Origin of the sequence: Pseudomonas sp. AAC (genome assembly GCF_000725445.1) — a bacterium.
GTDB lineage: Bacteria > Pseudomonadota > Gammaproteobacteria > Pseudomonadales > Pseudomonadaceae > Pseudomonas > Pseudomonas citronellolis.
In genome coordinates this window covers 810977-823974 of sequence record NZ_KL647097.1, presented here as the reverse complement: position 1 = coordinate 823974, position 12998 = coordinate 810977, and the positions used below count along the sequence as shown (strand labels likewise).

At 68.1% G+C, this 12998-nt stretch carries 11 protein-coding genes; 8 read left to right on the top strand and 3 right to left on the bottom strand.

Annotation, left to right across the window (positions count from 1 at the left end):
- Window positions 1–40 precede the first annotated feature (40 nt).
- The 5 genes from xerD to FG99_RS17440 all read left to right on the top strand — a co-directional run bounded on the left by xerD (window position 41) and on the right by FG99_RS17440 (window position 5360).
- Window positions 41–937 carry a site-specific tyrosine recombinase XerD gene (xerD, locus tag FG99_RS17460; RefSeq protein WP_009616372.1) on the top strand — a complete coding sequence of 299 codons (897 nt, stop codon included), beginning with the start codon at window positions 41–43 and terminating at the stop codon, window positions 935–937.
- Between the two features lie 298 nt (window positions 938–1235).
- On the top strand, window positions 1236–1964 hold the full coding sequence (locus FG99_RS17455) for a DsbC family protein (protein ID WP_009616374.1): 729 nt from the start codon (window positions 1236–1238) through the stop codon (window positions 1962–1964).
- A 172-nt stretch (window positions 1965–2136) separates the two neighbouring features.
- A complete protein-coding gene (locus FG99_RS17450; RefSeq protein ID WP_043271412.1) occupies window positions 2137–3441 on the top strand; it encodes a homoserine dehydrogenase in 1305 nt (434 codons plus the stop codon).
- 93 nt (window positions 3442–3534) lie between these two features.
- Window positions 3535–4944 carry a threonine synthase gene (gene thrC, locus FG99_RS17445; protein ID WP_043271410.1) on the top strand — a complete coding sequence of 470 codons (1410 nt, stop codon included), beginning with the start codon at window positions 3535–3537 and terminating at the stop codon, window positions 4942–4944.
- Window positions 4945–5075: 131 nt separating this feature from the next.
- Window positions 5076–5360: a DUF3509 domain-containing protein gene (locus FG99_RS17440; RefSeq protein WP_009616381.1), complete on the top strand. Its 285-nt coding sequence runs from the start codon at window positions 5076–5078 to the stop codon at window positions 5358–5360.
- A 59-nt stretch (window positions 5361–5419) separates the two neighbouring features.
- Here FG99_RS17440 and FG99_RS17435 read toward each other — a convergent pair whose 3' ends face one another.
- Both FG99_RS17435 and FG99_RS17430 read right to left on the bottom strand, forming a co-directional pair.
- Window positions 5420–5743: a hypothetical protein gene (locus FG99_RS17435; RefSeq protein ID WP_043271408.1), complete on the bottom strand. Its 324-nt coding sequence runs from the start codon at window positions 5741–5743 to the stop codon at window positions 5420–5422.
- A gap of 417 nt (window positions 5744–6160) precedes the next feature.
- Window positions 6161–7360, bottom strand: a complete 1200-nt coding sequence (locus FG99_RS17430; RefSeq protein ID WP_043271407.1) for a CaiB/BaiF CoA transferase family protein — start codon at window positions 7358–7360, stop codon at window positions 6161–6163.
- A gap of 258 nt (window positions 7361–7618) precedes the next feature.
- On the opposite strand from FG99_RS17430, the gene FG99_RS17425 reads away from it, so the two are divergent.
- The 3 genes from FG99_RS17425 to recJ all read left to right on the top strand — a co-directional run bounded on the left by FG99_RS17425 (window position 7619) and on the right by recJ (window position 11272).
- Window positions 7619–8791 (top strand): GGDEF domain-containing protein, encoded by a 1173-nt coding sequence (locus FG99_RS17425; protein ID WP_043271405.1) that lies wholly within the window; start codon window positions 7619–7621, stop codon window positions 8789–8791.
- 69 nt (window positions 8792–8860) lie between these two features.
- Window positions 8861–9400, top strand: a complete 540-nt coding sequence (locus tag FG99_RS17420; protein WP_009616386.1) for a YaeQ family protein — start codon at window positions 8861–8863, stop codon at window positions 9398–9400.
- A 156-nt stretch (window positions 9401–9556) separates the two neighbouring features.
- On the top strand, window positions 9557–11272 hold the full coding sequence (recJ, locus tag FG99_RS17415) for a single-stranded-DNA-specific exonuclease RecJ (protein WP_043271403.1): 1716 nt from the start codon (window positions 9557–9559) through the stop codon (window positions 11270–11272).
- A gap of 205 nt (window positions 11273–11477) precedes the next feature.
- Here the strand turns inward: recJ and FG99_RS17410 are convergent, their stop codons facing one another.
- On the bottom strand, window positions 11478–12995 hold the full coding sequence (locus tag FG99_RS17410; RefSeq protein ID WP_043271401.1) for a tripartite tricarboxylate transporter permease: 1518 nt from the start codon (window positions 12993–12995) through the stop codon (window positions 11478–11480).
- Window positions 12996–12998: the final 3 nt, after the last annotated feature.

Here is a 12998-nt window from a genome sequence, read left to right as displayed (position 1 = left end):
ACTAGCCGCGCCCCGTCCGCTTTAGAATCCGAAAACCGCCGTGAATCCCGTTGCGCACCCGCTGATCGACCGCTTCCTCGACGCCCTCTGGCTGGAAAAGGGCCTTGCCGATAACACTCGCCTGGCCTATGGCAGCGACCTGGCGCTGTTCAACGGCTGGCTGGGGGAGCAGGGCGTGAGCCTGGAGCGCGCCGGCCGCGAGGCAATCCTCGACCACCTGGCCTGGCGCCTGGCCCAGGGCTACAAGGCCCGCTCCACCGCGCGCTTCCTCTCCGGCGTGCGCGGTTTCTACCGCTACTGCCTGCGCGAGGGGCTCATCGCCGAGGACCCGACCCTGCAGGTGGAGCTGCCGCAACTGGGCAAGCCGCTGCCCAAGTCGCTGTCCGAGGCCGACGTGGAAGCGCTGCTGGCCGCGCCGGAGACCGAGGACCCGCTGGGCCTGCGCGACCGCGCCATGCTGGAGGTGCTCTACGCCTGCGGCCTGCGCGTCAGCGAGCTGGTCGGCCTGACACTGGAGCAGCTCAACCTGCGCCAGGGCGTGGTGCGGGTGTTCGGCAAGGGCAGCAAGGAGCGCCTGGTGCCGCTGGGCGAGGAGGCCATCGTCTGGCTCGAACGCTACCTGCGCAACGCCCGCGACGACCTGCTCGGCGGCCGCCCCAGCGACGTGCTCTTCCCCAGCCTGCGCGGCGAACAGATGACCCGCCAGACCTTCTGGCACCGTATCAAGCACCACGCCAAGGTCGCCGGCATCGGCAAGTCGCTGTCGCCGCACACCCTGCGCCACGCCTTCGCCACCCACCTGCTCAACCATGGCGCCGACCTGCGCGTGGTGCAGATGCTGCTGGGCCACAGCGACCTCTCGACCACGCAGATCTACACCCACATCGCCCGCGCGCGCCTGCAGGAGCTGCACGCGCAGCACCACCCGCGCGGTTGAGCGTAGGAGCGGACTCCGTCCGCGATGGGCCGGACACCCCCGTAGGATGGGTTGAGCGAAGCGATACCCATCACCACGACCGCATGGGTTTCGCCAAGGCTCAACCCATCCGTTGAGGCGCGCCTCGGCGCAGCCGCCAAGATAGGCCTGTCTGGTGTAGGGCGAACAACCGTTCGCGTTATCCGCCGCTTGACCTGATCGACCAACGGCGCGCCCTGAAGCCTCGTGCTACAAGCTCGCGGTTCGGTCCGCAGGCTCTGCTGTGGTAGGCTGCGAGGTTCATCCACAGGAGTTTTCCATGCGTCTGTCCCGTTTCCTGGCTGCCGCGGCCCTGGGCCTCGCCAGCACCCTCGTCCTGGCCGCCGAGCCCGACCAGACCATCCGCAAGACCCTGCAGTCGCTGCAGCCCGACCTGCCCATCGAAACCATCAGCGCCAGCCCCGTGCAGGGCCTGTACCAGGTCCAGCTCAAGGGCGGCCGGGTGCTCTACGCCAGCGTCGACGGCAACTTCGTGGTGCAGGGCAACATCTACCAGGTGAAGGACGGCGCGGCCACCAACATCACCGAGGTCGCCGAGGCGGCCGGCGTGGCCAAGACCATCAATGCGCTGCCGGCCAGCGACATGGTGGTGTTCCCCGCCCAGGGCAAGGCCAAGGCGCACATCACCGTGTTCACCGACACCACCTGCCCCTACTGCCAGAAGCTGCACGCCGAGGTGCCGGAGCTGAACAAGCGCGGCATCGAGGTGCGCTACCTGGCCTTCCCGCGCCAGGGGCCGAAGTCCCCGGGTGACCAGCAACTGCAGGCGGTGTGGTGCTCCAAGGACCGCGCGGCGGCCATGACCGAGATGTTCCACGGCAAGGAAATCAAGGCCGCGCAGTGCCCCAACCCGGTGGACAAGCAGTTCCAGCTGGGCCAGATGGTCGGCGTGCAGGGCACCCCGGCGATCATCCTCGAAAGCGGCCAGATGCTGCCGGGTTACCAGAGCGCCGGCGAAATCGCCAAGCTGGTGCTGGACACCAAGTGAATCGGGCCCTGCGCCTGATTTGACTAATAGGGAGCCGCTTCGTAATGTGCGGTTCCTTTAACCATGAGGCCGGGCGTTCGCCCGGCCTTCGTACGGTACGTCCCCGCCCTCGCCGCGTATGCGCCGCGGGCCGGGACGTACCCCGTTTGCCGCGATGATGGGGAGTTTCAGCGTGAAACCGGTGAAAGTGGGAATCTGTGGGTTGGGGACCGTCGGTGGCGGTACCTTCAATGTACTCAAACGCAACGCCGAGGAGATTGCCCGCCGCGCCGGGCGTGGTATCGAGGTTGCGCAGATTGCCGCCCGTCGTCCCAATCCGAAATGCGAAACCGGCAGCACCCCCATCACTGCCGACATTTTCGACGTGGCGAACAACCCGGAAATCGACGTGGTCATCGAGCTGATCGGTGGCTACACCCTGGCCCACGAGCTGGTGCTCAAGGCCATCGAGAACGGCAAGCACGTGGTCACCGCGAACAAGGCGCTGATCGCCGTGCACGGCAACGAGATCTTCGCCAAGGCCCGCGAGAAGGGCGTGATCGTCGCCTTCGAGGCCGCGGTGGCCGGCGGCATCCCGGTGATCAAGGCGATCCGCGAGGGCCTGGCGGCCAACCGCATCAACTGGCTGGCCGGCATCATCAACGGCACCGGCAACTTCATCCTCACCGAGATGCGCGAGAAAGGCCGCGCCTTCGCCGACGTGCTCAAGGAAGCCCAGGCGCTGGGCTACGCCGAAGCGGACCCGACCTTCGACGTCGAGGGCATCGACGCCGCGCACAAGCTGACCATCCTGGCGTCCATCGCCTTCGGCATCCCGCTGCAGTTCGACAAGGCCTACACCGAGGGCATCACCAAGCTGACCACCGCCGACGTGAACTACGCCGAGGCCCTGGGCTACCGCATCAAGCACCTGGGCGTGGCCCGCCGCACCGACGCCGGCATCGAGCTGCGCGTGCACCCGACGCTGATCCCGGCCGACCGCCTGATCGCCAATGTGAACGGCGTGATGAACGCCGTGATGGTCAACGGCGACGCCGCCGGTTCCACGCTGTTCTACGGCGCCGGCGCCGGCATGGAGCCCACCGCGTCCTCGGTGGTCGCCGACCTGGTCGACGTGGTCCGCGTGCTCACCACCGACCCGGAGAACCGCGTGCCGCACCTGGCCTTCCAGCCGGACGCGCTCTCCGACCACCCGATCCTGCCGATCGAAGCCTGCGAAAGCGCCTACTACCTGCGCATCCAGGCCAAGGACCACCCGGGCGTACTGGCCCAGGTGGCGACCATCCTCTCCGAGCGCGGCATCAACATCGAATCGATCATGCAGATGGAAGTCGAAGAGCATGACGGTCTGGTGCCGATGATCCTGGTTACCCACCGCGTGCTCGAGTCCCGCATCATCGAAGCCATCGCTGCGCTGGAAGCGCTGGATGACGTGGTCGGCAATGTCGTACGCATTCGCGTCGAACAGCTCAATTAACTCGGAGCTGGAAGCTGCAAGCTGAAAGCTGGAAGCCGCGTTGCTTCAAGCTTCAAGCTTCAAGCTTCAAGCTCAAACCGAAGGTTTGAAGAAATGCGCTACATCAGTACCCGCGGCCAGGCGCCCGCGCTGAACTTCGAAGACGTGCTGCTGGCCGGCCTGGCCAGCGACGGCGGCCTGTACGTGCCGGAAAACCTGCCGCGCTTCACCGTCGAGGAAATCGCCTCCTGGGCCGGCCTGCCGTACCACGAGCTGGCCTTCCGGGTGATGCGCCCGTTCGTCGCCGGCAGCATCTCGGATGCCGACTTCAAGAAGATCCTCGAGGAGACCTACGGCGTCTTCGCCCACAACGCCGTGGCGCCGCTGCGCCAGCTGAACGGCAACGAGTGGGTGCTGGAGCTGTTCCACGGCCCGACCCTGGCCTTCAAGGACTTCGCCCTGCAACTGCTCGGCCGCCTGCTCGACCACGTGCTGACCAAGCGCGGCGAGCGCGTGGTGATCATAGGCGCCACCTCCGGCGACACCGGCTCGGCGGCCATCGAAGGCTGCAAGGCCTGCGAGAACGTCGACATCTTCATCATGCACCCGCACAACCGCGTGTCCGAGGTGCAGCGCCGGCAGATGACGACCATCCTCGGCGAAAACATCCACAACATCGCCATCGAAGGCAACTTCGACGACTGCCAGGAGATGGTCAAGGCCAGCTTCGCCGACCAGGGCTTCCTGAAAGGCACCCGCCTGGTGGCGGTCAACTCGATCAACTGGGCGCGGATCATGGCCCAGATCGTCTACTACTTCCACGCCGCCATCCAGCTCGGCGCGCCGGCCCGTTCGGTGGCCTTCTCGGTGCCCACCGGCAACTTCGGCGACATCTTCGCCGGCTACCTGGCGCGCAACATGGGCCTGCCGGTCAGCCAGCTGATCGTGGCGACCAACCGCAACGACATCCTGCACCGCTTCATGTCCGGCAACCGCTACGACAAGGACACCCTGCACGCGTCGCTGTCGCCGTCCATGGACATCATGGTCTCGTCCAACTTCGAGCGCCTGCTGTTCGACCTCCACGGCCGCAACGGCAAGGCCATCGCCGAGCTGATGGACGGCTTCAAGGCCACCGGCAAGCTGTCCGTCGAGGATGACCGCTGGACCGAGGCGCGCCGCCTGTTCGACTCCCTGGCAGTGGACGACGAGCAGACCTGCCAGACCATCGCCGAGGTCTACGCCGAGTGCGGCGAACTGCTCGACCCGCACACCGCCATCGGCGTGCGCGCCGCCCGCGAATGCCGCCGCAGCCTGGCCATCCCCATGGTCACCCTGGGCACCGCGCACCCGGTGAAATTCCCGGAAGCGGTGGAGAAGGCCGGCATCGAGGCGGCCCCGGCGCTGCCGACGCACCTGGCCGACCTGTTCCAGCGCGAGGAACGCTGCACCGTGCTGCCCAACGAACTGGCCAAGGTCCAGGCCTTCGTCAGCGCCCACGGCAACCGTGGCAAGCCGCTCTAAACCGGCCGCAGGAAGAGCCCGCCAGCTTGGCGGGCTTTTTCGTTTGCGGGGCAAATATCTGAGGTTATTGAACTTTTTCCTTCAGATAGAGGTCTTTTGCTGACGTATCCGTTGTATCCCAGGAGAACCCCATGGACCGACTCGAGCCCCTGCTCGCAGCCATCTTCAGCCAGTACGCCCACGATCTCGGACCCGCGCGTCCGGACGGTGGCCGGGTGCTGAGCCTGAGCACTTCCGAAGGCGAGGTCGTCCTGCGTCGCGTCCTCAGTGGCGAACAACTGGCCGACGAACGCAACTGCCAGGAGGCGCTGGAAGCCATCAGCCGCGACCTGGCGGTCCAGGAGGGGCGGATCTGCAACGACGTCATCCTGGCACTGCGCCAGCGCGCCGCCCAGGTGCTCAGCTACGACACTTGAGCCCGCCGGTTCCATCGCGAATGCCGCCGTCCCGGCCCGGGACGGCGGCATTCGTGTTTCTACAGGCGCCCGCACTGCGCCAGGCGGGCGCGGATGGCCCCGGTGGTGCGGCCATGGGCGCGGGCGATGGCGGTAATCGGCTCGCCCTCGTCGAAGCGCTGCAGCAGGGCCTGTTCCTCTTCCTCGCTCCAGGGCTTGCCGGCCTGCTCCGGCGGCGGGCGTACCTTGCCCTGGGCTTCGAGGGCCTGGATGGCCTGGAACAGGGCGCGGATCACCTCCGGCGCCTGGCAGGCATCCTCCTCGGGAAGCGGCAGGCCGCTGCGCGGGTCGATGCCCTGGGCCAGCTTGCGCAGCGTGTCCAGGCAGTGCTGGTTCATCTCCATGGAGCCTTCTCCTCTGCGGGGCACCCGGAATGGGCGCCGAAAGGATCAGGTAGTGGATTTTCCAGTGCGGATCAGTCGGGTGGTTCCGTTCTTTTCGTAGGAGCGAGCTTGCTCGCGAATGGGGCTTCGCCGGCAATCTCGGCGCTTGACCTGAAGAGCGCCCTCTCCCCAACCCTCTCCCTGAAGGGAGAGGGGGCTTATCCGTGCCGAGATAGGTCAGGATTCCAACCTTGAACTACGTGCTTGCCGGCTAACTCCAGAACAGCCGTTTCTGCCCAACGGTCCCCTCTCCCTTCAGGGCGGGGCGCGCAGCCGAGGGTTAGGGAGAGGGGCGGAGCCAAGCCATGGCGTCGAAGTCGCAGGTGACTCCAGTTCGCGAGCAAGCTCGCTCCTACAAGAGCAGTGTGCTCACCGCTATCAGACCGCCCCATCCCGCCGTAGCGCCGCGATCTGTTCTGCGTCGTAGCCCAACTCCGCCAGGATCGCATCGTTGTGCTCGCCCAGCTTCGGGCCTATCCATTCGGCCGAGCCGGGGGTTTCCGAGAGCTTGGGCACTATGCCGGGCATCTTGAAGGGCTTGCCGTCCGGCAGCTTCGCCGAGAGGAACATCTCGCGGGCGAGGAATTGCGGATCGGCGAACATGTCCTCGGCGGAGTAGATGCGGCTGGCCGGCACCTCGGCCTCGTTCAGCACCTTCAGCACCTCTTCCAGCGGCAGCGAGCGGGCCCAGCGGTCGATCACCCCGTACAGTTCATCGCGCCGCGCATCGCGGCCGTCGTTGCCGGCCAGCTGCGGGTCGTCGGCCAGGTCCTGGCGGCCGATGGCGAGCATGAAGCGGCGGAAGATGGCGTCGCCGTTGGCGGCGATCTGCACGTGCTTGCCGTCGGCCGTGGTGTGCACCGAGGACGGGGTGATGCCGGGCATGATGTTGCCGCTGCGCTCGCGGATGAAGCCGAACACGTCGAATTCCGGGACCATGGACTCCATCATGGCGAACACCGCCTCGTACAGCGCCACGTCCACCACCTGGCCCTGGCCGCCGTTGACCTCGCGGTGGCGCAGCGCCATGAGCGCGCCTATGACGCCCCACAGGGCGGCGATGGAGTCGCCGATGGAGATGCCGGTGCGCACCGGCGGGCGGTCCTCGAAGCCGGTGATGTAGCGCAGCCCGCCCATGGATTCGCCCACCGCGCCGAAGCCTGGCTGGTCCTTGTAGGGGCCGCTCTGGCCGAAGCCGGACAGGCGCACCATCACCAGCCTGGGGTTCAGCGCGTGGAGCACGTCCCAGCCCAGGCCGAGCTTCTCCAGCACGCCGGGGCGGAAGTTCTCGATGAGGATGTCGGCCTCGGCCAGCAGCTTCTTCAGCACCTCGCGGCCGGCTTCCTGCTTGAGGTTGAGCGTCAGCGAGCGCTTGTTGCGCGCCTGCACGAACCACCACAGCGAGGTGCCCTCGTAGAGCTTGCGCCACTTGCGCAGCGGGTCGCCGCCGTCGGGCGACTCGATCTTGGTCACTTCGGCACCGAACTCCGCGCACAGGCGCGCGGCGAAGGGGCCGGCGATCAGGGTGCCGAGTTCCACGACCTTGAGGCCGGCGAGGGGTTTGGCGGTGGCGTTCATCGAAGGTTTCCGTCAGTCGGGCAGTGGGGCGACTCTAGGGCCGTCGCCGGCCCGCCGCAAGCCATGGCCGGGGCGGCGGCACGGGCAAAGCTGACCGATCGGTTGTGAAGGCGTTCCGCGATCGACGCCGGACGCGTAGAGTAGGGAGCATTCCCACACCCTTTTCAGGCCGGCCGGGTATCCGCTCATGGGCGCCGTTGATCTTTCTCCTTCCGTCGACCCTACGTCGCCTGCGCACGGGATGCCGAAGGAGGGCGCATGTCGCTGAGCCTGCCCACTCTGCTGCTGGTGGACCTGTACATCCTCGCCCTGGTCGGCGTGCTGATGTTCTTCGCCTGGTACGGCGGGCGCCGCGAGCCGACCCTCGGCTACATGGCCGCCATGCTCCTGCTCGGGGCGCTGTCCACCTTCCTCATCGCCCTGCGCAGCTTCGGCCTGGAGACGCTGGCCATCGTCGCCGGCAACATGGTGGTGGCGCTTTCCTGCGCGCTGCTGTGGACCAGCATGCGGGTGTTCGCCGGGCGTGCGCCCTACTGGCCCGGCGTGGCCGCGGGCGCCGTGCTCTGGCTGCTGCTGTGCCTGTGGCCGGTCTTCCTGCAGTCGATGGTCCTGCGCATCCAGGTCCACTCGGCGCTGACCGTGGTCTACTGCCTGCTCGCCGCCGCCGAGCTGTGGCGCAGCCGCCAGCGCCTGGAGGTGCCGCTGCGGCCGACCCTGGCCCTGTTGCTGTTCCACGCCGGCTTCTACACCCTGCGCATCTTCGTCGACCGCGGCGAGGTGCCGGTGGTGCCCGCCGGCACCTACACCACCCTGTTCACCCTGCTGGTGTTCGAGACCATGATGGTCGCCGTCGGCCTGGCCTTCACCACCCTGACCATGGTCAAGGACCGCGCCGAGCTGAAGTTCCGTTCGGCGGCCCTGAGCGACCCCCTGACCGGCATCGGCAACCGCCGCGCCTTCATGGATTCCGGCGAGCGCCTGCTGCGCCTGTGCGCCGAGCGTGGCGAGCCGGTGGCGCTGCTGGTCTGCGACCTGGACAACTTCAAGCGCCTCAACGACGCCTACGGCCACCCGGTGGGCGACCGCGCCCTGCAGGAATTCAGCCGCATCACCGCCTCGCGCATGCGCCGCCAGGACGTGTTCGGGCGCATCGGCGGCGAGGAGTTCGCCTGCCTGCTGATCGGCGCCGGCACCGAAGCCGCCTGCCAGGTGGCCGAACGCATCCGCCGGGAGTTCGCCGAGGTGCCGTTCGTCGCGGATGGCCTGCTCAGCGTCAGCATCGGCGTGGCCACCAGCGAGGAGGGCGGCTACGAGCTGGCGCGGCTGCTGTCGCTGGCCGACCAGGCGCTGTACCTGGCCAAGGCCAAGGGCCGCAACCGCATCGAGCTGTCGGCCCCCAGGCCGGGGCGCGAGGGCCGCGGCCACCGCTGAGCGCGACGGGGGCGGCAGGGCCGGCGCAATCGGGGTAGACTTGCCGCCTTCGCATCGCTGGGATAGACCATGGCCCTCTCCGCCACCCCCTACAAGGCCGACATCAGCCTCACCGACCTGGACCGCGGCGTCTACGAGACGCTGCGCTTCACCGTCGCCCGCCACCCCTCGGAAACCGAGGAGCGCCTGGCGGTCCGCCTGATCGCCTTCGTGCTCTGGTACAACGAGCAACTGGCCTTCGGCCGCGGCCTGTCGGACGTCGAGGAACCGTCGCTGTGGGAGAAGAGCCTGGACGACCGCATCCTGCACTGGATCGAGGTCGGCCAGCCGGACAGCGAGCGCCTGGTGTGGTGCTCGCGGCGCTGCGAGAAGCTCTCGTTGCTGGCCTACGGCAACCTGCGCGTATGGACCACCAAGGTCCTCGACGGCGTGCGCCACCTGAAGAACCTGAATGTCGCCGCCGTGCCCCAGGAACCGCTGGAGGAACTGGCCCGCGACCTGCCGCGCTCGATCAACTGGACCGTGATGATCAGCGAGGGGACGATCTTCGTCACCGACGAAAACGGCCAGCATGAACTGCAACTCGAATGGCTGATGGGCGAGCGTTAATTGTGCTAGCTGCGCGTCGGCCCGGCTGTGTCGAAACAGGCCCGGGCTTACTCATTTACACTCGGTAAACTCCGCGCCCGTGCCTGTTTTCGCCTAGCCGTGCTCTAGCTCGCAAGGCGCAAGGTCAGGCTGAAATGGAAGGATTGGAAAGCTCTGATGCGCATCGACCCCCGCCCGTTGCCGGAAACCCTGCCCGACCTCGGCGACCTGCCGCCACTGCTGACCCGCCTGTACGCCGCCCGTGGCGTGAAGTCCGCCGAGGAACTGGACAAGGGCCTGGCGCGGCTGATCCCGTACCGCCTGCTCAAGGGCATCGATGCCGCCGTCGAGCTGCTGGTCGACGCCCTGGAGAAGCGCCAGCGCATCCTCTACGTCGGCGACTTCGACGCCGACGGCGCCACCGCCAGCAGCGTCGGCGTGCTGGCCCTGCGCCTGCTCGGCGCGGCCTGGGTCGACTACCTGGTGCCGAACCGCTTCGAATACGGCTACGGGCTGACCCCGGAGATAGTCGCGGTCGCCCTGGAGAAACGCCCGGAGCTGCTGGTCACCGTGGACAACGGTATCTCCAGCATCGACGGCGTGGCCGCGGCCAAGGCCGCCGGGCTGCGCGTGCTGGTCACCGACCACCACCTGCCGGGCCCGGAACTGCCGGCGGCGGACGCCATCGTCAACCCCAACCAGCCGGGCTGCGAATTCCCCAGCAAGGCGATGGCCGGGGTCGGCGTGATCTTCTACGTGATGCTCGCCCTGCGCGCGCGCCTGCGCGAGCTGGACTGGTTCGCCCGCAGCGGCACGCCGGAGCCTAACCTGGCCGAGCTGCTCGACCTGGTGGCCCTGGGCAGCGTCGCCGACGTGGTGCCGCTGGACGCCAACAACCGCATCCTGGTGCACCAGGGCCTGGCGCGCATCCGCGCCGGCCGCGCCCGCCCGGGCCTGCGCGCGCTGCTGGAAGTGGCCGGGCGTGATGCCCGGCGCATCACCTCCACGGACCTTGGCTTCATCCTTGGCCCGCGGCTGAACGCCGCCGGGCGCCTGGACGACATGTCCCTGGGCATCGAATGCCTGCTCTGCGAGGACGAGGCCCTGGCCCGCGACATGGCGGTGCAGCTCGACCAGCTCAACCAGGACCGCAAGGCCATCGAGCAGGGCATGCAGCGCGAGGCCCTGGCCCAGCTCAAGGAACTGCCGGTGGAAGAAATGCCCTTCGGCCTGTGCCTGTTCGACCCGGACTGGCACCAGGGCGTGATCGGCATCCTCGCCTCGCGCCTGAAGGAGCGCTACCACCGCCCGACCATCGCCTTCGCCGACGCCGGCGACGGCAGCCTCAAGGGCTCGGCGCGCTCGGTGCCGGGCCTGCACATCCGCGATGCGCTGGACGCCGTGGCTGCGCGCCACCCGGGGCTGATCAGCAAGTTCGGCGGGCATGCCATGGCCGCCGGGCTGTCGCTGCCGCAAGGGCATTTCGGCGCCTTCGCCGCGGCCTTCGATGCCGAGGTGCGCCGCCAGCTCAGCGAGGACGACCTCACTGGGCGCATCCTCTCCGACGGCCAGCTGAGCCTGACCGAGTTCCACCTGGAACTGGCCCGCGCCCTGCGCCAGGCCGGCCCCTGGGGCCAGCACTTCCCCGAGCCGCTGTTCCACGGGGTGTTCCAGATCGTCCAGCAGCGCATCGTCGGCGAGCGCCACCTGAAGCTGGTACTCAAGACCGAATGCGGTTCGCTGCAGCTGGACGGCATCGCCTTCAATGTCGACCGCGAGGTCTGGCCGAACCCGACGGTGCGCTGGGCGGAAGTGGCCTACAAGCTGGACGTCAACGAATACCGCGGCAACGAGAGCGTGCAGCTGATGGTGGTGCACCTGGCGCCGCGCTGAGCTCGCCGGCCGATGGGTATCGCAAGCTCGAGCCATCCTGCGAAAGCGCCCTGGCGCACCTGCAGTCCCTCGTAGGATGGGTTGAGCGAAGCGATACCCATCGCAGGGTTTTACCCGCGCCCACCCCAGGCAAAAAGAGACCCGCGCAAGGCGGGTCTGAAATCGCCGCAGGAGAGAACGCGGCGAGCGTGGTTGGTCTTCCGGCTCAGGCTCCGGCCAGCGCCGCGTTGCGCCGGGCCAGGCGGCGGCGCCAGGCGCGGTACAGCGGCAGGCCGAGCATCGCCGCCACCAGGGCCCAGGTGCCGATGGCGATGGGGCTGGACCAGAGGATGCCCAGCTCGCCGTTGGAGATCGACAGCGCGCGGCGCAGGTTCTGCTCCATCAGCCCGCCGAGGATGAAGCCCAGCAGCAGCGGCGAGAGCGGGAAGTCGAGCTTGCGCAGGATGTAGCCGAGGATGCCGATGCCGACCATCAGGAACAGGTCGAAGGTGGTGGCATGCACGGCGTACACGCCGATGGCGGTGATGATCGCGATGCCCGGCACCAGCGCCCAGTTCGGCACCGAGAGGATGCGGGTGAACACCCGCACCATCGGCACGTTGAGGATGATCAGCATCAGGTTGGCGATGAACAGCGAGGCGATCAGGCCCCAGACGATGGTCGGCTGCTCCTGGAACAGCAGCGGGCCGGGGGTGATGTTGTACAGGCTGAGCGCGCCGATCATCACCGCGGTGGTGCCCGAGCCGGGCACGCCGAGGGTCAGCATGGGCACCAGGGCGCCGCAGGCGGAAGCGCCGATGGCGGTTTCCGGGGCGGCCAGGCCGCGCATGTCGCCCTGGCCGAACTTGCCGCTGGCGCCGGCATAGCGCTTCTCGGTCATGTAGGCCACGGCGCTGGCCAGGGTGGCGCCGGCGCCGGGCAGCACGCCCATGACGAAGCCGAGCAGGCCGCAGCGCAGGTTGACGACGAACACCGAGGCCGCTTCCTTGAGGTTGAACAGCATGCGCCCGCTGGCTTCCACGGCTTTGTGCCCGTGGTGGGTCTTCTCCAGCAGCAGGAGGATCTCGCTGACCGAGAACAGGCCCAGCACCAGCACCACGAACTGGATGCCGTCGGCCACGTGGATGCTCTCGAAGGTGAAGCGGTACACGCCGCTGTTGGCGTCGATGCCCACGCTGGACAGGAACAGCCCGAGCAGCGCCGCCAGCAGCGTCTTCAGCGGGCGGTCGCCGGCCAGGCCGCCGAGGGCGACTATGGCGAAGACCATCAGCACGAAGTATTCCGCCGGGCCGAAGGCGATGGCCCATTTCGCCAGCAGCGGGGCGAACAGCACCATGCCGCAGGTGGCGATGAAGGCGCCGATGAACGAGCTCCAGGCCGACAGCGACAGGGCCACGCCGGCCAGGCCGTTACGTGCCATGGGGTAGCCGTCCAGGGTGGTCATCACGGTGGAGGCCTCGCCGGGGATGTTCAGCAGGATCGAGGAGATCCGCCCGCCGTATTCGCAGCCCAGGTACACCGCGGCCAGCAGGATCAGCGCCGACTCCGGCGGCAGGCCGAGGGCGAAGGCCACCGGGATCAGCAGGGCCACGCCGTTGATCGGGCCCAGGCCCGGGAGCAGGCCGACCACGGTGCCGATCAGCGTGCCGATCAGCGCGGTGACCAGGTTGTAGGGGCTCAGGGCGACGCCGAAGCCCTGCCCGAGATAGCTCAGGGTATCCATGAC